This window comes from Paenibacillus pabuli (genome assembly GCF_039831995.1).
In the GTDB taxonomy this organism is placed as follows: domain Bacteria; phylum Bacillota; class Bacilli; order Paenibacillales; family Paenibacillaceae; genus Paenibacillus; species Paenibacillus pabuli_C.
The window spans coordinates 1,809,868-1,831,351 of record NZ_JBDOIO010000003.1; the positions used below are offsets into that span (position 1 = coordinate 1,809,868).

Here is a 21,484-nt window from a genome sequence, read left to right on the forward strand (position 1 = left end):
CTCTCTTTCTATAACAAAAACAGAGGCCATCCGATATACGGAGACCCCTGTTCTGTATTTATTTGATCAGACTTTTACAGTGCGCGAATGACAAATTCAAATTCCAATTCGCCGTCCGAGGCAATGCGATATTCCGGATGAACCGGCGCACCCCAGCTATCATCACCGCCAACACCCATTTGTTTACCGGCTACAGTAACCACCGTATAATGCACTGGCGGCAGTTCGTATGCATGCTGTGCGTTCTCCAGTTCGAATGCCGTATATGGCGATACGTTCAGCTCAACGGGAGCTGCAGAAGCTTCAATTTTGAAGCCGCGTCCTGCATCATCGGTCAACTTCGCCCAGCGTACTCCTGTACGGTTACCCGATTCCTGTGGCACCAGGTATGGCGCAACAGTATCCGCCACTGTGCTGCCGTGAATGCCCAAACGTGCACCAAATGCACGATCCGCATAGTTTTCTTCAGGTCCCATCGCCAGCCATTCCACGTTACCGTATTCCGGTGACGTTTTGAAAGTCAAGGCATGAATCGGAAGATCCGGCAATCCTGCTGTTCCTTTGTAAGCGTTATGAACATGCACGCTTCCATCTGCACGCACCGTATAAGCCACTTTCACTTGCACATCTGCCGAAATGTTGAGCTTGTATGTGAATTCAATTCGATATTGATCCGGTTTCTGTTCTGCCTTCCACTCTACACATCTTGGCAGCAGACTAGCGGCATACCATGCACCTAATTCGAAGCCCATTGCTGTCCCTTTATCATTATCTGTCGTTGCCCGCCAGAACAATGGTGCAGGAGGCTGAGCAATCGTCTCGCGGCCTGACAGTTTGAGGGATACCAATGTTCCGAAGGCTTTGGAGAACAGCACATGAGTATGACCTACACGGACACCAATATTCACGTCGCCTTCAACCACTTGAATATCATTCGTCAGATTCGAATCATCTGCAGCTGTTTCATCTGAATTAACCTGATCCTGTGTGAAAATATATTGGCCAAACGCGACTTCGTCACCTTTATCTGCCCAGAGCGTAGCCGCTTTTAGAACAAATGCAGTATTAACTGCATATTCGCCGCCGGCCAGAGTGTCTGCATCCAGTGGAAGACTCACTGTCTTTTCGCTTTGTGCCGGAACATTGACTTCCAATGTTCCGCGCAGCACTTCATGTCCCTCGCGTTCCAGGCTGTACACCAGCTCCAATGCAGATGTATCTGCGAACAGGTTGCCGTTCACGATTTTGACGCCTTCCCGATCCGGGAACAGCTTGATATTTTGATACAGGAATTTCACTTCCTGCATTTTGGCCGTTACTTTGCGATCCGCATGCACGATGCCGTTTCCACAGAACGAGTAGTCCGAAGGACGATCTCCGAAGTCACCGCCGTAAGCGAGGAATTCCTTGCCGTAACGATCTTTCTTGTAAATGGATTGATCGATGTAATCCCAGATGAATCCACCCTGATACATCGGGTATTTATCTTCCAATTCCGTATACTTGTGCATGCCACCGATGGAGTTCCCCATGGCGTGCATGTACTCACAGCTGATGTAAGGCTTAGTCGGATTCGCATTCAGGAATTCCTCAATGTCTGCCGGCTTGGCATACATGCGAGTCTCCATATCACTTGTCTCATCAAAACGACGATCATGGAAAACTCCCTCATAATGCACCAGACGTGTTGGATCAGCCGACTTGAAGTATTGGGATACTTTATAGATGACCTCACCACCATGTGACTCGTTACCGCAGGACCAGATCAGAATGGACGGGTGGTTTTTGTCACGCTCCACCATGGATACAGCGCGGTCCATGACAATGTCATGCCACTCTGGTTTATCTCCGGGAATTACCCAGGAAGGCTCAACGGCGCCAAGCTTTTGCCAGGAACCATGTGTCTCCAGGTTCATCTCATCAATAACATACAACCCGTATTCGTCACACAATTCATACCACAGGCTTTGGTTCGGATAGTGTGATGTACGAACCGCATTCATATTGTTCTGTTTGATAGTACGCACATCCCAGAGCATATCCTCTTTGGTAATGGCACGACCACGGCGCGGGTTGAACTCGTGACGGTTGACTCCTTTGAACACAATGCGCTTACCGTTGATATGCATCACTTTATCAATCATTTCAAACTTGCGGAAACCAACAGACTGAGGCACAACCTCAACCAGCTGACCTGCAGCATCATATACACGAATGTATAAACGATACAAATACGGTATTTCCGCACTCCAAAGGTTTACCTTACCGATCTCTTCCTGAAGACTAACAAGACCATTAGTAACTTCCACACCACCAAATGTTCTCCATGTGTTTCCTTCAGCATCGCGCAGCTCAGCCTCTACTCGTGCTCCGGCAGAAGCTTTACCTTCCAGCTTCAAATCGAGGTTCAGCGTACCGTTTGTGTAGGACTTGTCCAGATCCGTTACCACACGCAGATCCCGAATGTGTGCTGCAGGTACGGTATAGAGATACACGTCTCTAAAAATGCCGGAGAAGCGCCAGAAGTCCTGATCTTCCAGCCAGCTGCCCGTGCTGCGTTGATATACTTCCACAGCCAGTCTGTTCTCTCCATCCTGAAGGAATGGCGTCAGATCGAAGTCTGATGGAGTGAAGCTATCTTCCCCGTATCCTACAAATTGTCCATTCAGCCACACATAGAATGCTGACTCTACTCCCTGAAAGGAGATGTATACCGGATTGTTCTGCCATCCTGATGGCAGGTGGAACGTCCGAATGTAGCTTCCTACTGCATTTTTGTCCTGTGGCAGTGCTGGCGGGCGCAGTTCATTCAACCCATCCCAAGGATATTGCGTATTCACATATTGAATTTGGCCATACCCCTGAAGCTGAATGTGCCCTGGCACTTCGATGTCATCCCAGCCTTCATAGGAGAAATCTGATTTGTAGAACAGCTCGGGCCGGCAATCCGGACGAACGGCATAATTGAATTTCCAGGTTCCGTTCAGGTCATAACGCATCTTCATGGTACCTGAAGCCTGCGCCTCTTCCATAGTGCTGTAGTAACGATGATCCGAGTAAGCGTTTAAACGGTTAACCTCAAAAACGCTTACATCTCCCAACCAGTTGATATCTGCTTGTGTTGCTTTCATCGGCTCTCTCTCCCTCTAGTACGAAATGTATAGTATGAATTATTCAAGATTCAATCCGTATTTCCTCTTCCAATAATAAACAGAAAGACAGAGGTACACCATTGCTGGTGTCCTCTGCGTCTCTTTCTACATCGATCTTTTCAGATGACATCCACTATTCCATTATTTCACGGAACCAACCATACCAGCGACAAAGTGTTTCTGCATAATGAAGAATACTAAGGCTGTTGGCAGCGTGGCAATGACAATCGCTGTCATGATAACCCCATAATCCGGTGAGTAACTGGAGCCGAGATTGGAGATCAGCAATGGAATCGTTTGTTGATCCGGTGTCTGCAGCACAACGAGTGGCCACAGGTAGTTGTTCCAGCTGCTCATGAAAGTAATGATCGCAGCTGCCGCATATGTTGTTTTCATTGTAGGCATGTAGATTTTCAGGAAGATCCCCAGTTCGCTAAGACCGTCGATCCGGCCAGCTTCAAGCATCTCTTTCGGGAACATTTTCGTGTTCTGACGGAAGAAGAAGATCAGGAATGCCGTGGTGATGGTTGGCAGAATGACTGCTGCCATCGTGTTGATTCCCATAAACGGTGCAATTCCCGAGATGGTTGCAAACATCCGATAGAGCGGTACCATCAATGCCGCGAACGGAATCATCATGGAAAGCAGCAGGATATTGAAGACAATGTCACGTGATTTCGTCCGGTACACTTCAAAACCGTAACCAGCCAAGGAACCAATCAACAGAGCAAGCACTGTGGAAATAACGGACACAATGGCTGAGTTGCCTAGTGCCTGTACCAGATTGGTCGTATCCAGCAGCTTAGTGAAGTTATCAATAAAAGCCGAACCTGGTAACAATCTGCCTCTGGTTACATCTACCGAAGCATTCGTGGAGCTGACGAGCATCCAGAAAAATGGGAAGATCGATATGAAGGCCACGAGGGACAGGAATACATAGGTGAAAATGCGTTTCACTTTGTTCTTAGCCATTTTTATCACCTGCCACTTTAAACTGGATGATGGACAATACGATAATCATCAGCACGATGGAATACGAAACGGTTGCCGCATATCCGAAGTCCGGTGAATATTTGAACGAAAGGTTATAGATGTATTGCGAGATGGACATGGTTGCATTACCCGGTCCACCCTTGGTGATGTTCATGATCTCATCGAAGATTTGCAAGGTACCAATCGTTGATGTGATGGACGTGAACAGGATAATCGGTTTGAGCAACGGTACTGTAATTTTGAAAAATTGAGTAAATGCGTTCGCACCATCAATCCGTGCTGCTTCGTAGATGGATTGATCGATATTTTGCAGGGAAGACAGATAGAAAATCATGTTATATCCGGTCCAACGCCAAGTAACGGCGATTATGATCGTAATTTTAGCCCAAAACGGGTCGGTGATCCATTGAATCGGTTCAGCAATGACATGCAGATTCATCAGGAATTGATTGACCATTCCATCTGCAGAGAACAAATACTTGAATACTACAGAGTATGCAACCAGTGAGGTTACGCAAGGCAAAAAGATTGCAGTACGGAAAAAGCTGCGGAAGCGCAGTGTGCTGTCATTCAATAGCACGGAAATAAACAATCCGAGAATGATCATGACGGGCACTTGAATGATCAGATACAAAAATGTATTTGATACGGCAGTACGGAACGTTGTATCAATAAACAACCTTTTATAGTTATCGAGCCCCGTAAATTCAAGATTGGCACCCACGCCAGACTTGAAAGATAAGAGCAGTGCCTGCAGCATCGGATAGAAGTAAAATGCAACGATCCCGATGACAGCGAGCGAAATAAAAGCCCATCCAGTCAAATTATTTTTCTTTTGGAGACTGTCTCCTGTATTCATGGCTTTCACAGTATGGCTCCTCTCTCTCCATGCAACATGGATAGAACCCATGGAGCCTTTCACCATGTCCGGTCGGCTGTTTGCTTCGCCAGACGGTGGAACGGCTCCGATGCTTCCTTGGGTTCTATAAGTTACCGTGGATCATCTTAGTTTAATTGAGCTTCAGCTTGTTTTTGTGCATCAGCCAGAACGTCGTCAATCGCTTTGCCGTTCAGGAAGTTTTGCATTTCAACAACCAGAATGTCTTCAATTGCATATGTGTTGATACCGTAATTTACGCTAGGAATTTCTTCAGTCCATTTTGCGAAGTCTGCAAACACTTTTTGTCCACCGAAGAACTCATCTTCTTTGCTAAACGCTTCACCTTCAGCAGCCGGTTTGTATGTTCCGATTGCGCCGATACCGTTAAGCAGGTCTTGATACAATTGTTTGTCAGAACCAAACGTGCTGCCGAGGAAATCTGCAGCTTGATCTGCACCAGGAACGTTGTTCATTACATACCAGGAGCTGCCTCCGAGGTTGGATGCATGTACAGAGTTTGGTTGACCAGCCATTTTAGGAAGCGGAGCTACCGCCCATTGACCGGATTGGGATGCTTCTTGACGAACAGATGGTGTAATCCAGTTTCCTGTTGGAATGGTGGATACGTCACCGTTGTTAAAGGCTGCCACGAACTGGCTCCAGTCGGAGTTCAGTTTAACCACATTTGCATCCATCATGGCTTTGTAAGTTACAAATGCTTCTTTCAGTGCTGCATTGCCAGCCAGGTCTGGTGTTTTACCATCTTCTTTGGAATACCATGAACCTGCGGATTGAATCATCATACGGATCAGACCCAGATCATTCGGATCAAGCGTGATCAGATCTTTACCTGTTTTTGCTTTGACATCTTTACCAATTTGGATGTAATCATCCCAAGTGATATCTTGCAGATCTTCAGCTTTGTAACCAGCTTGCTCCAGCAGGTCTGTTCTGTAGTAGAGACCCGTTACACCAGAGTCAAATGGAACACCGTATTGTTTGCCGTCATAAGCTGTCGGTCCCAATTTGTAATCGGCAAAGTCAGAAGCCGTGAAGTTGGAAGACAGATCCTTGAAGGCATCAGGGTAAGCGTTCAGGAAGCTTTGTGCACGGTAGTCTTCAATCAGTACGATGTTTGGAAGACCGTTGCTTGTTCCGGAGTTCAAACCTGTGTTGAGTTTTTGGATAATATCATTTTGTGCGTATTCAACAACGTTGATTTTTACGTCAGGGTGATCCTTAGCGTACGCTTCTTTTGCTGTATTCAATGCAGCAATGTTGAACGATGGGTCCCAAGCCCAGATCGTAATCTCATTGGATGCTTGCTCACCCTCGCTTGCCGTGTTGCCTCCTCCACCGGAAGAACATGCGGACAACAGCAGGACAGTAACGAGCATCAATACCCACATTTTTTTCAAATCATTCAACTCCCCTTCAACCTCTTTGTGTGTAATTTGTTTGCGTTTTCTGAAAGCGGTTGCTTTCGATGTATTCATCTTATCATTCCCAAATCGGCATTCGTTAGTAATAATTTTGTACGGATTTGTCATCTTATTGCCACAATGAAAACCTTTACAGAAACCGTTTGCATTAAATTTGGCTTTTTGTAATTCCTTTTGATTTTGGAGTTTATTGAGCCAAAAATATTACCAATGAAGCAAAACACCGCTTTCTTTTCCAAACAAAAAAGTCCTTCTTGTGGAGAAAACTCCACTGAAAGACTTTTTGTTAGTTTAGGATGTGAGATTCATTTTTTTGCATCTGTTACCGTGGTTTCTTCAGCCTGTAATCAGCGGAAGTGTAACGGTCACTCTTGTGCCCTCTCCTGGCGTACTCATAATCGTCACACCATAGGGGGCGCCATATAACAGTTCGATCCGGTCATGCACATTACGAATACCGATACCGCTAAACAGCTGCCGATTATTTTTCGGATTAGGCAAAGATTCACCCATGGCAAACCCTTCAATGCCATCTCCGTTATCCATGATCTCGCATATGAGCGTTTCTCCTGCCCGTGAAACGAGAACATGAATGGTGCCGGTCTCTTTTCGGTTAAAGGCGTGGAAAAAGGCATTTTCAATAAACGGCTGGATGACAAGTTTGGGTACATGGTAGTGATTACAATCAGGTGCTACATAGAAGGCCGCTTTGATCCGCCCCCCGTAACGGACATGATTAATGAAGACATAGTTCTTCAGATTCTCCACTTCCTGCTCTACCATGACCGTTTCACTTACGTCGCTGATCGTATTTTGCAGTAAGGCAATCAATGCGTTAATGGTCTCTGCTGCCCGGTCCTTATTCCCCTGCTGTACCAGTACTTTCACCGAAGCCAGTGTGTTATAGAGAAAATGAGGATTGATCTGGCTTTGCAATGCAGCAAGTTCTGCATTCCGCTGTTCCCGCTGCGTTAACACAAGCTGATCGACATAATCATGAAGCTCATCCAGCATGTAATTATACGCATGACCAATCTGCCTGCTTTCGTAGCTTCCACTAACCGGAATGTAATTATCGAGATCGCTTTTCGTAATATTGGACATCTGCTTCACGAGCCTGCGCAGTGACTTTGTAATCTGGTTGGTAATTAGAAACACCAGTACAAGTGCACCAGCTACAATGGCTGCACAAATCAGGGCGATGGTTTTCAAATCAAGCAATTGCCCCGCAGCCTGATCCTTGTCAACGACATTAATAATATAGAAACGGTAAAACGGCAGATATTCGGACAGGACTACGCTGTCCTGCTCCATTACCTTGGCGTTTATCCCATTATTATCGCTTTTCGTGGCCATCTGTCTGGCATAGGAAAGAAGATCCAGCTGCTTCGTACCAATCCATTCCTCCCGGTTGGAGGACACGATTTCCCCATTTTCATTAAGGATGACCACATCGTTGCCTCTGCTTGTGAAACTGCTGTAGAACTGTCGGAACACACTCTCTCTCATGGTTACGTAGAGCGTTCCGTAGATCCGGCTCTGAGTCCGATCCGCCAGTGCCTTGGTCGCCGAAATCATCTGCTGTGTGCCTACATCGGTATCTGTTCGGTAATCATCAAAGATCAGTCGATTGGGCGTTTTCACAGCTTCTATTGTTATCGGCAGTTCTTTTAGCTCCTCTACCGACATCTTCAGATGGGATCGATCTGTTGAATAGGTTCGTCCGTTAATCCCGCTGATCGTAATGCCGACCTCATAGGATTCCATAATGGACTGGATGCGATCCATTGATTCTCTCATGTTGTAGTAGGATTTTGCCATCGTGAGAGAGTCTCCCTCTCCTTCAGACAGATATCCACGAATGGACCCGCTTTGGCTTACGTTGTTGGAGACTGCCGCAATCGCATCATTAAAGGATTCGAAGGTGGTCTTAATCTGACTGAGCACCTTGGAGTTCGTAATGCTAAATGTCTCAGTAAACAGCTTCGTCGACATATGAACGGTAGTCCACAAAATAAGTACGGAAACGAGAATGATACTAACCACCATGACGAGAAACAGCTTGGGAAACAATCCGAGCCGTGATAATCCGTTCATCCATTTCTTCATGATCTTTTCCTTCTGACTTTATGCCCAAAATTTCCGACGATATCGGCTTGGTGACAGTCCGGTAAATTTTTTGAACACTTTGCAGAAATAGCTGTGATCCGAATAACCTACCATGCTGCTGATTTCGGAAATGGTAACATCATCTGATCGCAAGAGTTCTTCTGCCTTCTCAATGCGAATTTTGTTCAGATATTCGTTGAATCCTTCTTTTTTGTGTGATGAGAAATAACTGGATAAATACGACGGATTAAAATGAAAATGCTTCGCAACTTCAGCGAGACCGAGTGGCTGGTCAAAATGCTCATGCATATATTCAAGCAGCATTTTCATATTCGGGTCACTGCGTTTCCCTCCATCTCCAGCCGTACATTCCTGAACCTCAAGCATGAACTGGTCCAGCACTTGCATGGCCTCATTCAGGCTCGAAGCTCCGTCCACGTTTTTGAAATAAGTATACTTGCTCTCTTCCAGTGCCGAAGATTGTACGTCCATATCCGCGAGGGTAATCGTTACATTGAAGATCAGATTGCCCAGGAAGGATTTAATTTCGAACACATCTGCAATATAATCACGTCCCAGGGTAAGCGCATGCTCTTTCAGATACTCCCTAGCGGACTCGGTGCGATTCCGTTTCACGTGCTGCAAAAACATATTGACATTAAACTGGTAACCTGCCGTATGCAGTGGTGGAAGCTCACTGTAGACAAGAATAGAACGATCTCCATAATAAAAGCGATATTCCATGAGTTTAATGAGATGATTACGGTACACATCACCCATCTGATCGAATGATGTAAAGCTGTCACTTAGAACCCAGCTGGGTCCTTTCATGCCTGCTTCATTTTTAAGTGCAAGCTGCTTGATCTGCCCAACCATCCAGTCATCCTTGGCAGGGTCTACATTCAGAAGGAATATCGGCATTTCACTCTCTACGGGTACCATGGCACATTCCACGCCCGCAAGGTAACTCAGCAGCTTATTTTCCGTATCCTTCTGGCTCGAGTTCGATTGCTTCCCGCACACGAGGAGGCGAAAACAGTCATGTGGAAACGTGTCCCTGACCATAGCCATATCTTTTTCGTCTTCCAATGCAAAACCGGATATCATCTTTTCCATCAACTGTCCCAGCTTCCACCCTTCGTTTGAGGGCTCATACTGCAATTCAGGAATTTTGCCGGCCGTTCGCTGAAGTACCTGCAGCAGCTCGTCGGTGTCCAGCTTCGGTTTCAAAATGTAATCCGCTGCTCCGTGCTGAAGCGTCGAACGTACATACTCGAATTCACTGAAACTGCTGAGCACAATGACTTCTATCTGTGGCTGACTGGCTTTTAGCGTACGCACAAATGCTTCACCGTCCATGATTGGCATCACAATGTCGGTAATAACGATGTCAGGCTTCAGCAAACGTACCTGTTCCAGGCCTTCTTCTCCATTGGACGCTTCTCCGACAATCTGGAATCCTTCCGATTCCCAATTCATATGATGCTTGATCCCCTGGCGTACCAGAAACTCATCGTCAACAATCAGCACCTTACACAACCGGTTCATGATCGCGACCCCCTTGTCTAATCTTTCCTCTATGTCTGTACAGGTTATACCTTTTTTATATCGGATATAACGGGACCCCAGTGTTAGCGGTTACAACAATTTTAAAGTTTGGTTCTCTCTTTATATCCCAAAATCATTGTTAAATCAATGGAAATAGAAAGTCATACGTATATTGAAGCACAATCCACTCATTCATTTTACACTATTATTCGACAAAAAAAGAAGCCACGGTTCACCTAAAAACAATCGGCGTTCCAAGACTTCTTATCATATCTTACGATCCACTTAAAGTTCAATCATTACTTGAACATTCCAAGCCACTTTGCAGTACGCTACAGTCTCCGCTGTGATTTACTTTACCTGAGTCACCCTGCCATATGCATGGGTCTTCTGCCCTTTAACACCGGGCCTAATCACAAAGACAGAACCGGCACTTGGCGTCTCCACCAAACGTTCCTCACGGATACCTGTTCGTGCGGTAGTAATATAAAGATCCTCCAAGTCAGGCCCGCCGAAACAACAGGAGGTTACCTGGTCTGCAGGCACTTCAATCTGCTGCAGCAATTCACCGTTCTGCGGGTTCCAACGTGTCACTCTTCCGCCGCCCCAGTGAGCAACCCACAACATTCCCTCGCTGTCCACCGTCATGCCGTCCGGAAAACCAAAATCCTCCGGCACCGAAATAACGCTTGTCCGGTTTGTGATTTCACCTGCTGAAAGGTCAAAATCAAATCGGTCAATGGAACGTGTAGGCGTATCGATATAGTACATGATTTGTTCATCCGGGCTCCAGCCTAACCCATTGGAGGTAGATATATCTTGAACCATGGTTCGAACCGGTTTGCCTTCCTCCAGACAATACAGTGAGCCTGCTTTACTTTCGTTATTCATACTCATTGTACCCGCCCACAACCGACCATAAGAGTCACATTTCCCATCGTTGAAGCGATTGGTGGTTTTGTCGCTTTCGGGATCTTCGATTGCCTTCAATTCTCCCGTGCTCAGATGATAGGTATGGAACCCGCTGCGGAGTGCAACAACGACTTCATCGCCGCGATAAGGAACGACTGCACCCACATGTTCACCTACATCGTAGGCCTGATCTTGCCCCGTTACAGGATCATAGACATGTACCTTGTAGTTTTCGATATCTACCCATAACAAACGATTGTGTTCCGCATCCCAGCTGGGACCTTCCCCCAGCAGTGCCGGAGTATGTACTGCAATGTTGAGCTTGCTCAAGCGATCACATCCTTTTATGATTTGACGCTGCCTGACCATTCAAAACCGATGGCATCCAGAAATGCTTTGGACAAAATCATATGGCCTGTTGCATCTGGATGAACACGGTCATGAGTCAGGACAGACGTATAGAAATGATCCCAGAACGGGACAAAGGCTGCCTGCGTATCCACGAAAATGGCATCAAACTCATTCGCTACCCTACGCACGACTTCTCCATAGATATCCATCGTTGCCCGCATGGGATCTTCGGGATTGGCTTCGAGGTAAAATGGAGTCATCAGAACGAGTCCTTTCAACTGGGGACGAACGGATGCCACGAGTTCCCTCAGAGTGGATTCGTACTCTTCCAAAAACACATGGGATTCCGTCGACAATGGATGGTCGAACTGCCGCCACACATCATTGATGCCAATCATCATCGTTAACCAATCCGGCTTCAGATCAATCACGTCCCGATCCCAGCGCTGTTTCAAATCACGAATCGTATTCCCGCTAGTACCCACGTTCTGAATGCGCAGCATCAATTCCGGATAAATGGCACGCAAAAGTGCATACACCTGTGCAACGTAACCGTGTCCAAGTCCGGAGCTTCCTTCACCCACTGGATGCACCCGACCGCAATCTGTGATGGAATCGCCGATAAAAAGTAGCTTGTCATTCTTTTGCAATTTCATAGTCGTATCTCCTTCGCCCTATAGCGCATTTGAAATGAGGGGTAAACGGTTACCATCCTTGGTTTTTGAGCCAAGTCAGACACAGATCCGACCACGCCCGGACGGCATGATCATCTTCAGCAAGTCCCAGACCATGTGATCCTTTTTCGAATACATGCAGATCATAAGGAATACCGTGGGCGCCCAGTGCAAGCGCGTAACGCAAGCTATTTTCGACAGGTACCGCCTGATCATCACTCGTATGCCAGATAAATGCTTCAGGCGCATCGGCCTTAACCTGCTGCTCTGCACTGAAAGCTCTGATCTGTTCGGGAGAAGCATCAGCACCTAGCAAGTTTTCGCGTGACCCTGCATGTCCATAGGATTCCATCGTAATGACCGGATAGCAGAGAATAACCCGATCCGGGCGTGAGCTCTCACGTTCAATCGGATCTTCATGATCTGGTTGCCCTTTATCATACAAGGTGCCGAGTGTTGCTGTAAGATGCCCGCCTGCCGAGAAGCCGAGCACAGCAATTTTGGAAGGATTGATGCCAAATTCCTGGGCATGAGCACGCACATAGCGGATGGCACGCTGACCATCAGATAATGGAGCTGGATGCTGATGGGGTGCTACCCGGTATTTCAGTACAAATGCACTAATACCTGCACGGTTGAGCAATTCGGCAATTGGAGCTCCTTCGTGATCTGCGAGAAACCCGTAACCACCGCCGGGACACACAATGACAGCGCTCTCGGAACCAGGTTGAATAAAAGGTATGAGATGTGGCATGTCTGCCTCATGACCTTTGGCCGCATGAGGTGCTGCATGATCCCATAATGGAATGGTTGTTGTTGTCAACTTCTATCATCCTCTCTAAGTAGAACGGATAGGATCATCCGCTTTCGTTTTCCAATTGAAGGAATCGATATCATCATAACGGCAACTGCCCCCATGCATCAATACCTTCCTGGCATCACTTTTTGTTCAGCTTGTTACATATGTCGGAAAAGGAGGCCACAAACCGTAATCACGTTGCATTCCTCTCAACTCCGCTATAAATATAACGTTCGAAACTGCTCAGGTGTTACACCTTCAATTCGCCGAAATGTGGCCACAAAATGGCTCGCATCACGAAAACCGACGCGCGCTGCCGTTTCCTTCACGGTCAATTTGCTGTTCCCTGTCATCCATTCTTTGGATTTGCGAATCCGCAGAAGAATGAAATAGCTGTACGCAGTCATGCCGAATGATTGTTTAAACAGGGTATTCAAATGTCTTGGTGTAATCCCTGGAACGGCTGCCATCTGTTCAAGACCAATATCGGGATCCGCATAATGCTGATCCATGAATGCAATTAGCGGTGCCAGCCGTTCCACGGCATGCGAGATGGATGACCGGCTGCCGGTCATGCCGTGTTTTTTGAGCAGGATCAGAAACCGGTACATATCTGCGGAAGCTTCCAGACCGGACAAATCCTGGTCGCTGCTGATGGAACCCAGCACCTCCCTGCCGTAGTTCTCCAGCGGGCTTCCTGCATCCCATTGATGAAGTGCCGCCTCTCCCAGTCCGAGTGCCTCGGTGATGGCCGGACACTGGGATCCGCCGAACGTAATATAGAGCGTCTCCCACTCCCCTAAGGAAGGCACATATTCATGTGGTTCATTCGGAGGCAGCAGAATTCCGGAGCCTTCACCGAGGACCACGGTTGAACCGGCAAAATGGAATTCCCCTGCACCTTTTACCGTCTGAAGCCAGTGATAACAAGGATAGCCTGCAGGTCTGAGTACGTTCTCCTGGTTGCCGTTATAACCAATGCTTTCAATATACAGCGGGAGCGGCTCTTCGCGTGGCGTCATGAAATATCTTCGATGTTTTGGTGAGATTAGCATGAGGTTCTCCTCTCGGTGTATAAACGTTCAGACAATGCGCAAACGCTTTTCTCATTTCCATATTCTTATATGAATCATTACTTTTCTTATATTTTAAAAGCTATTTGAATCATATAATATACAATTATTCTTATACAAGAGGTGAACATATTGATTAGCAGCAAATTACCCAAAATGTTCTATGGCGGTGACTACAACCCCGAACAATGGGATCACGAGACCCATCTTGAAGACCTGCGCATGTTTAAACTGGCAGGTATTGATATAGCCACGATTAATGTTTTCTCCTGGGCTCTGATTCAGCCTGATGAGGTAACCTATAAATTCGAAGAATTGGATCAATTAATTGACAGTCTCTATGAAAACGGTGTCTACGTTTGTCTTGCCACCAGCACAGCTGCTCATCCGGCGTGGATGGCCAAAAAATATCCGGATGTACTTCGTGTGGATGCTGACGGACGCAAACGCAAATTCGGCGGACGTCATAATTCCTGTCCAAACAGCCCGACCTATCGTAAATACTCCGAGAAAATTGCTGATAAACTGGCGGAACGATACAAAGATCATCCCGCTGTCCTGGTATGGCACATCTCCAACGAATACGGCGGAGACTGCTATTGCGACAATTGTGAGAAAGCCTTCCGTGTGTATCTGAAAGAACGTTACAAGACTCTGGATCAGCTCAATCAAGCGTGGAATACCAACTTCTGGGGCCATACATTTTATGATTGGGACGAAATTGTTCTGCCAAGCAATCTGAGTGAGCACTGGGGTAACAATAACTCGACGTTCCAGGGCATCTCGCTTGATTACTCCCGCTTCAACTCCGATAGCATGCTTGATTGTTACCGGTTGGAATATGATGCGATCAAGAAGCATGTCCCTGATTCCGTCGTAACGACTAACCTGATGGGATTCTTCAAGCAGCTTGATTATTTCAAATGGGCCAAATATATGGACATCATCTCTTGGGACAGCTACCCGGGTCTTGCCACACCATTCAGCTTCACTGCCATGGCACATGATCTGATGCGCGGGCTGAAAGATGGCCAGCCATTCATGCTTATGGAACAGACACCAAGCCAGCAAAACTGGCAGCCGTACAACTCGCTGAAGCGTCCTGGGGTTATGCGACTGTGGAGCTATCAGACAATTGCGCATGGCGCAGATACCATTATGTTCTTCCAGCTTCGCCGCTCCATCGGTGCATGTGAGAAGTATCATGGTGCAGTTATCGAGCACGTTGGACACGAGAATACACGTGTATTCCGCGAAGTCGCCCAGCTTGGCAAAGAGCTGCAATTGCTCGGTGACAAAACACTCGATGCCACTGTGGAATCCAAAGTGGCGATTGTATTTGACTGGGATAACTGGTGGGCTATTGAGAAATCCAGCGGTCCTACCGTTGCTCTGAATTACGTGGATCAAATTCACAAATATTACGCTGCCTTTTTCCGCCGCAATATCCAGGTGGATATCGTCAGCGTGGATACCGATCTCAGTAAGTATGATATTGTTCTTGCTCCGGTACTTTATATGGTCAAACCCGGATTTGCAGCCAAACTGGAGAAGTTTGTTGCAGCCGGCGGTACGTTCCTGACCACGTTCTTCAGCGGCATTGTCAATGAGAGTGATCTCGTGACCACAGGTGGTTACCCGGGTGAGCTTCGTAAGCTGCTTGGGATCTGGGTTGAAGAGATCGATGCCCTGCTCCCTGAGCAAAAGAACAGTATCGTGCTAAAAGATGCCTATGGTGATCTTCACGGCAAATATGAATGCGGCATGCTGTGTGACCTGCTGCACAGCGAAGGTGCTGAAGTTATCGCCGAGTACGGAGACGATTTCTATCATGGCATGCCTGTCGTAACTCGCAACACGTTCGGTCAGGGTGAAGCATGGTATGTAGCTTCCGATCCGGAAGAGCGCTTCCTGGATGGCCTGCTGGGACAGCTTGCGGCAGCCAAAAGCATCCATCCATTGCTCGAAACACCAGATGGGGTGGAAGTAAGCGCACGGACAAAAGACGGCAAGCAGTATCTCTTTGTCATGAATCACAATGCAACCACTCAATCATATGACCTGGGGGTTGGCAAAGCACAGGATCTCTTAACGGATCGCGAACTCTCTGGTAGCGTGGAGATTGAGGGCCGTGGTGTGCAGCTGCTCGAGATGAAGTGAGCCCTACCTGTTTGAATAAAACGAAAAGCAGAACGATAGATAACCACTTGATACAAAGTGTTACGAATAACTCTGAACAATCAAGCTTCATACTTGAATAATTCGTTAAATTCCAATCTATTAATGTAGATATAAGTTTTCACCATACTAACTGCTACTTACCGTATCCGTATAACCGGGTACGGTTTTTTTGCCATCCTTTGTGGTAATTTGGTGAGAAGGAAATAATACCCCATAGGGCGAATTTGGACGAGACCCATATTATAAAGGCACTTAGCCGGAAAAGCGCTCTCTCAGCCACCATTACACAGCAAAAAATAATTCGTACATATTATTGGTGACACCCAAGATGTCACTAATCGGCTGTTACAATGGCTTTAGCACTCCGCATCCTTTCCGGCGGCCTAACTCTCGAAACGGAGTGGCTGACATGAATAAAATAAATCGGCTTGCCGCCATCGTCATGGCATTACAGCATGGTCTTGAAACAGCACATTCACTGGCAGACAAGTTTGAAGTGTCCCGCCGTACGATTTTGCGAGATATTCAGTCCCTATCCGAGATGAATGTGCCGATTATTGCTATTTCTGGTCCGGGTGGTGGCTTTCGGCTTATGGATGGGTATGTGCTGCCTCCGCTGCAGCTGGATCCGGTGGAAGCCGCAACTCTCATTTTCGCTCTTGAGGGAATCAGCCATTATGCAGATACACCTTTTCAAGAGAAACGCTGGACGGTTATGGATAAAATTAAAGGCATTATTCCGGATGACGTCATGGCTCGAATCGATCCCATGCTCAAACAGCTGAATCACTATATCCCGGAGCGCAACTATATTCTTCATCATCTGGAACCGCTGCTTGCATGCATTCCTGAACAAGGTTGGTTGCGTATCCTGTATCGGTCGGCAGCATGTCAGCGCTGGATTCAGATCCGTCCGATTCGCATTTATGCCTCTGCTGGATTTTGGTACTGTGATGCATATTCGGCGGAACATGGGGAACAGCGCGTGTTTCGAGTGGACCGGATTTTGGAGGCGGAGCCTATTGATGCTTCAAAAACAAGACAGTTGACGACAGCCGCCGAGCGAGAACTCAGCCAGCCCCGCCCTATGGAAAGACCACCCGTTCGTATCCAAGCCCGTTTAAGCTACTGTGCCATGGTAGAGGCTGAACAGGACAGGCACATTGGTGAGAAAATGACGGAAATTGCCCCAGATCTCTGGGAACTGTCCTTCCTTTGTCCAGCAGACCAATGGGAGTGGGCTGTTCGTTTCTTTTATCGTCTGGGCCGCGAAGCAGAAGTGATTGAACCTGAGGAACTCCGGAGCGAAATCAGGCAGCATGCCGTGGATGTGTACCGACTGTATGGAAGTACTACCCCTGATTCTTGTACAACCACTTAAAAGGAGATGCCTTAACCATGATTACTGAGCCGATTGTAACCTATAAAGAAGCTGTACAGCGTATACAGACTGCTGGATTGCTTCCACTGGCACCGCTATTTCCCGACTTCCCTTCCCTCTCTTCGTTAACGCCACAGGAAAATTGGCATACCGATTCTCCTCTGGATCCCTGGCTGTGGCGTTCGCGACTTGCTGAGGATGGCACTGCTGCCTACGGTAAATTTGTCAAAAAGAAAGCCATCCTCATCTCCCGTGAATGTTTCCCGTGGGTGCATCGGCTGCTGTCTGACAGCAGAACCATTCAGGTGCAATATGACGCCGGGCTGCTCTCCCGTGACGCCTTCAAGCTATATGAGCAAATTGAAGAACAAGAAGGCATCGATGGGCGGGCTTTACGTGCACAGGCTGGATTTGGTGCCAAAGAAGAGAAGAAGGCGTTCGATCAAGGACTTCTGGATCTCCAGAGCAGTACAGCCATTGTCATTAGCGGCACCAAAGAAAAGGAAGGTCTCGCGGAAGGCAAGGTGGCCTGGAATAGTTCTTCCTATGAGACTGCAGGTCACTGGATGAACCGTCAAGGGATTAAACCCTTTAACGGCAGCATCACAGAAGCACGTGACCTTTTGCTGGACAAGCTTGTGGAACACACGACGGAAGCTGGATTGGTAAAAATCAAAAAGGCGCTTGGCATCGTTTAAGCCGAATCCATGTGACATGGATACATTCCGCGATCATAAGCAGATCATTTTTAAACTTTGATTTCATATCTGTTTACAACAAAAATCCCGGAGGCCACATCAGTATTGGCTACCGGGATTTTTAATGAGTCGTAAGAACATGCCATGCCTGAGAGTGTACAACTTATAGAATTACACCATCTTTAAATATGGCGATTTCTCGAAACCCATGCTGCTCGCTGAGTGTCTGAGTACGTCCTGAGGCAATGTCGATCAACTGGCTAAAGAGTTGAATTTTCACGTCATCCATCGTCCGGCCTTCCAGCAGTTGACCTGCGTTGAAGTCGATCCAGTGTTTTTTTCGATTCGCCAGATCCGATTGCGTTGCAATCTTGATGGTAGGTACCGGACCTCCGAACGGAGTTCCCCTTCCCGTAGTAAACAGTACAATGTGAGCTCCTGCAGCTGACAATGCCGTGACCGACACCAAATCATTGCCGGGCGCCTCAACAATGTTTAAGCCAGTTTGGGTTACACGTTTTCCATAACGAAGCACATCAACGACGGAAGAACGGCCGCCTTTTTGAGTACAGCCCAGCGATTTCTCTTCAAGAGTCGTAATGCCACCGGCTTTGTTGCCAGGAGACGGATTCTCATAGATGTTCTGACCATGATTTACAAAATATTGCTTGAATCCGTTGATTAAATCCACCAAATCCCTGAAAACCTGTTCATTCGCAGCCCGATTCATCAAAATGGTTTCTGCCCCAAACATTTCCGGCACTTCGGTCAGAATGGCGGTTCCTCCTGCGGCAACCAGCATATCGGCAACCGAACCCACTAACGGATTGGCTGTGATGCCGGATAAACCGTCTGAACCACCACACTTCAATCCGATTTTGAGCTTGCTTAGTGGAAGCGGCTGGCGCCGTTCCACCTCGGCAATCTCCACTAGCTCTTCCATTAGGCGCAAACCCTCTTCAAGTTCATCATCTGCTTCCTGAGCCTTGAGAAAACGGACTTTCCCCTGATATTCAGGTGCGATGCATTCGCGGAACTGGTCGACCTGATTATTTTCACAGCCCAGTCCAATGACCAATACACCACCTGCATTCGGATGTTCGACGAGGGAAGCCAGCAGTTGTTGGGTATATTTCAGATCATCGCCAAGCTGCGAGCAGCCGAATGGATGAGGAAAGTGATACACGCCGTCCACTCTGCTACCGAACTGGGACTGACCCATGCGAGCCAGTGCTTCGCATACCTTGTTGATGCATCCTACCGTATTAACGATCCAGATTTCATTACGTATACCTGCCTCCCCGTTAGGGCGCAAGTAGCCTTCAAAAGTCCGCAAGTGTTCCGGGGGCATATCTGTCTGAACGGATACACCAGGCTGATATTCATATTCCAGCAAGCCATGCAGTCCCGTCTTCAGATTATGGCTATGAATCCAGTTCCCCTGCTCAATCCGTTCCTTGGCAATACCGATGGAGAAACCATATTTCAGGACATCATCACCTGGTTCGATCCCATGTACAGCGATCTTATGCCCTTTGGGCACATCATCTAGCAGTGCAAATGAAACCCCGTCAGAGAGCGTAAGCGTCTCTCCCTTTGTGTAATCGCGAAGAGCTATGATCACATCATCCTGCGGCTGTATGGCAATCCAGTCATGCGTTGTACTTGTTGTATTCATTTCGTCTCACCTTCCAGTAAAACCATCTCATCCAGAAGTGCTTCGCGCAGCCCTCTTCGCTCGTTCAGATTCTCTCCCCAGATGGTTGAGTCCGCCAATACGGCAGCCAGTCTGTCGTTCAACTGTTGTCGGTCTTTTCTGAGTGAATCATAGTTGTCCCAGTGTGCAGTCAAGGCCGCAAGAATATCCGGGTCATCCCTGAGCACAACGGATTCACCGTTGAACCGATGCCCTTTGTATCCGTCTAACGTATTCACCGGGCGGTACAATAACAACAAACCAGCGAATCCCCGAATAAGACGTGTCGGCCAGCTGTTCCGGGTTTGTTCATAGGACAATAAGGTAGGCAGAACACGCACCTTGAATTTGCCAATGGTATTTAAGGCAATATCCTGAAGCTTGTGATTGATATAGGGATTAAGGAATCGTTCAAACACTTCTTCAGCATACTGGTCAAGATGATGATCCGGCATATCAAGCGCAGGCACGATTTCCTCATGAACGGCTTCCCTGATCCAGGGCCCGAATTGCAAATCTTCCATTGTCTCTCTCACATACTGTTTGCCTTGAAGAATGCCAAGAGAAGACATCAAGGTATGCGCGCCATTCAAAATGCGAACCTTGCGCAGTTGGTAGGGCTTTAGGTCTTTGACCCAATGAACATTAAGTCCAGCCTGCTTCAGCGGCAATTTCTTGTCCAGTCCCTCATCCCCCTGAATGGCCCAGAAATGATAAGGCTCTGCCGTATTAATCAGTTGATCCTCATAACCCCAGCGCCCTGCCAGGGAGTCCGCTTCTTCCTTGGTCGGCGCACCCGTCACGATCCGGTCCACCAAATTGTTCAGAAACAGGTTATGGTCTCTAATCCATGAGCGAAATCCATCGGAATAACCAAAATCCTCACTGTGACGCAATACACAGCTGCGCAGTACATCACCATTTCCTTCAAGCAGTTCACACGGCAGATGGATCAACCCTCTGGAAGGATCGCCCTCATACCGTACATAACGTTGATGGAGAAAAACGGTTAGCTTGCCCGGAAACGAAGATACAGGCTCTCCTTCCACGTAATCCGATTGAATATATCTTAATCCCGACTCCGTCGTATTGGAGACAACAAACTCCAGTGAAGGGAGCTCGGCCAGTTCAAGAAATGCCTGCCATTCTTCATAAGGATTTATGCACCGGGAAAAGATCGAAATCATCTCCGTACGCTCTACGGCTTTACCTTGAGAGAGACCTCGGGTAATCATGGTATACAATCCATCCTGATCCCGGATCTGCTCCAGCTTTGCCTTGCCTCCTGGCCGGGGCTGGGTAACTACCACACTGCCATGGAATTTGCCTTGTCTGGCGCTCTCATGGAGCATCCAGTCCACAAATCCCCGCAAAAAGTTACCTTCTCCAATCTGCAGTACCTTTACGGGACGATCCATGATTTCCTTGCACTTGCGCTGCCCGTCGTTTCCCAACAGATTCAGCTTCAGTTTTGGTCGTTTGGTGCTCGCCGACATACCCACTCACCTCATCGTTTATTTGTCATTATACGAGTCAGACTTCATCCGTTACCTTCATAATTGAAAACGCTTTAAATTCATTGTATCATCAAAAAA

The 21,484-nt window shown here is 47.4% G+C and carries 15 protein-coding genes; 3 read left to right on the forward strand and 12 right to left on the reverse strand.

The features are described from left to right. Positions 1 to 74: 74 nt before the first annotated feature. The 10 genes from ABGV42_RS10175 to ABGV42_RS10220 all read right to left on the reverse strand — a co-directional run bounded on the left by ABGV42_RS10175 (position 75) and on the right by ABGV42_RS10220 (position 13,915). Positions 75 to 3,131: a glycoside hydrolase family 2 TIM barrel-domain containing protein gene (locus tag ABGV42_RS10175; RefSeq protein WP_347381554.1), complete on the reverse strand. Its 3,057-nt coding sequence runs from the start codon at positions 3,129 to 3,131 to the stop codon at positions 75 to 77. Positions 3,132 to 3,293: 162 nt separating this feature from the next. Next, on the reverse strand, positions 3,294 to 4,124 hold the full coding sequence (locus ABGV42_RS10180) for a carbohydrate ABC transporter permease (protein ID WP_347381555.1): 831 nt from the start codon (positions 4,122 to 4,124) through the stop codon (positions 3,294 to 3,296). Further along, a complete protein-coding gene (locus ABGV42_RS10185) occupies positions 4,117 to 5,004 on the reverse strand; it encodes a carbohydrate ABC transporter permease (protein ID WP_095287984.1) in 888 nt (295 codons plus the stop codon). The genes ABGV42_RS10180 and ABGV42_RS10185 overlap by 8 nt, the downstream gene beginning before the upstream one ends. Before the next feature lie 146 nt (positions 5,005 to 5,150). Further along, a complete protein-coding gene (locus ABGV42_RS10190) occupies positions 5,151 to 6,443 on the reverse strand; it encodes an ABC transporter substrate-binding protein (protein WP_347383194.1) in 1,293 nt (430 codons plus the stop codon). A gap of 360 nt (positions 6,444 to 6,803) precedes the next feature. Continuing rightward, entirely contained in the window at positions 6,804 to 8,576 is a 1,773-nt protein-coding gene (locus ABGV42_RS10195; RefSeq protein ID WP_347381556.1) for a sensor histidine kinase, read from the reverse strand. 18 nt (positions 8,577 to 8,594) lie between these two features. Continuing rightward, positions 8,595 to 10,124, reverse strand: a complete 1,530-nt coding sequence (locus ABGV42_RS10200) for a response regulator transcription factor (RefSeq protein ID WP_347381557.1) — start codon at positions 10,122 to 10,124, stop codon at positions 8,595 to 8,597. A 351-nt stretch (positions 10,125 to 10,475) separates the two neighbouring features. After that, positions 10,476 to 11,366, reverse strand: coding sequence for an SMP-30/gluconolactonase/LRE family protein (locus ABGV42_RS10205; RefSeq protein ID WP_347381558.1), 891 nt, complete (start codon positions 11,364 to 11,366; stop codon positions 10,476 to 10,478). A gap of 14 nt (positions 11,367 to 11,380) precedes the next feature. Continuing rightward, a complete protein-coding gene (locus ABGV42_RS10210; protein ID WP_347381559.1) occupies positions 11,381 to 12,043 on the reverse strand; it encodes an SGNH/GDSL hydrolase family protein in 663 nt (220 codons plus the stop codon). Positions 12,044 to 12,092: 49 nt separating this feature from the next. Continuing rightward, on the reverse strand, positions 12,093 to 12,884 hold the full coding sequence (locus tag ABGV42_RS10215) for an alpha/beta hydrolase (protein ID WP_431523609.1): 792 nt from the start codon (positions 12,882 to 12,884) through the stop codon (positions 12,093 to 12,095). Positions 12,885 to 13,078: 194 nt separating this feature from the next. After that, a complete protein-coding gene (locus tag ABGV42_RS10220; RefSeq protein ID WP_347381560.1) occupies positions 13,079 to 13,915 on the reverse strand; it encodes an AraC family transcriptional regulator in 837 nt (278 codons plus the stop codon). Positions 13,916 to 14,065: 150 nt separating this feature from the next. On the opposite strand from ABGV42_RS10220, the gene ABGV42_RS10225 reads away from it, so the two are divergent. The 3 genes from ABGV42_RS10225 to ABGV42_RS10235 all read left to right on the forward strand — a co-directional run bounded on the left by ABGV42_RS10225 (position 14,066) and on the right by ABGV42_RS10235 (position 18,193). Then, positions 14,066 to 16,093 carry a beta-galactosidase gene (locus ABGV42_RS10225; RefSeq protein ID WP_347381561.1) on the forward strand — a complete coding sequence of 676 codons (2,028 nt, stop codon included), beginning with the start codon at positions 14,066 to 14,068 and terminating at the stop codon, positions 16,091 to 16,093. Between the two features lie 430 nt (positions 16,094 to 16,523). Beyond that, a complete protein-coding gene (locus ABGV42_RS10230) occupies positions 16,524 to 17,495 on the forward strand; it encodes a helix-turn-helix transcriptional regulator (RefSeq protein WP_347381562.1) in 972 nt (323 codons plus the stop codon). 17 nt (positions 17,496 to 17,512) lie between these two features. Next, positions 17,513 to 18,193, forward strand: coding sequence for an AlkZ-related protein (locus ABGV42_RS10235; protein ID WP_347381563.1), 681 nt, complete (start codon positions 17,513 to 17,515; stop codon positions 18,191 to 18,193). A 163-nt stretch (positions 18,194 to 18,356) separates the two neighbouring features. Here ABGV42_RS10235 and ABGV42_RS10240 read toward each other — a convergent pair whose 3' ends face one another. Together ABGV42_RS10240 and ABGV42_RS10245 are read right to left on the reverse strand one after the other, a co-directional pair. Continuing rightward, positions 18,357 to 19,871, reverse strand: coding sequence for a UxaA family hydrolase (locus tag ABGV42_RS10240; RefSeq protein ID WP_347381564.1), 1,515 nt, complete (start codon positions 19,869 to 19,871; stop codon positions 18,357 to 18,359). Then, entirely contained in the window at positions 19,868 to 21,385 is a 1,518-nt protein-coding gene (locus tag ABGV42_RS10245; RefSeq protein ID WP_347381565.1) for a tagaturonate reductase, read from the reverse strand. The genes ABGV42_RS10240 and ABGV42_RS10245 overlap by 4 nt, the downstream gene beginning before the upstream one ends. Positions 21,386 to 21,484 lie beyond the last annotated feature (99 nt).

Coding starts and splice junctions, on each gene's coding strand:
- ABGV42_RS10175 (WP_347381554.1), bottom strand. CDS start 3,131: ATGAAAGCAACACAAGCAGATATCAACTGGTTGGGAGATGTAAGCGTT.
- ABGV42_RS10180 (WP_347381555.1), bottom strand. CDS start 4,124: ATGGCTAAGAACAAAGTGAAACGCATTTTCACCTATGTATTCCTGTCC.
- ABGV42_RS10185 (WP_095287984.1), bottom strand. CDS start 5,004: ATGAATACAGGAGACAGTCTCCAAAAGAAAAATAATTTGACTGGATGG.
- ABGV42_RS10195 (WP_347381556.1), bottom strand. CDS start 8,576: ATGAAGAAATGGATGAACGGATTATCACGGCTCGGATTGTTTCCCAAG.
- ABGV42_RS10200 (WP_347381557.1), bottom strand. CDS start 10,124: ATGAACCGGTTGTGTAAGGTGCTGATTGTTGACGATGAGTTTCTGGTA.
- ABGV42_RS10210 (WP_347381559.1), bottom strand. CDS start 12,043: ATGAAATTGCAAAAGAATGACAAGCTACTTTTTATCGGCGATTCCATC.
- ABGV42_RS10220 (WP_347381560.1), bottom strand. CDS start 13,915: ATGCTAATCTCACCAAAACATCGAAGATATTTCATGACGCCACGCGAA.
- ABGV42_RS10230 (WP_347381562.1), top strand. CDS start 16,524: ATGAATAAAATAAATCGGCTTGCCGCCATCGTCATGGCATTACAGCAT.
- ABGV42_RS10235 (WP_347381563.1), top strand. CDS start 17,513: ATGATTACTGAGCCGATTGTAACCTATAAAGAAGCTGTACAGCGTATA.
- ABGV42_RS10240 (WP_347381564.1), bottom strand. CDS start 19,871: ATGAATACAACAAGTACAACGCATGACTGGATTGCCATACAGCCGCAG.
- ABGV42_RS10245 (WP_347381565.1), bottom strand. CDS start 21,385: ATGTCGGCGAGCACCAAACGACCAAAACTGAAGCTGAATCTGTTGGGA.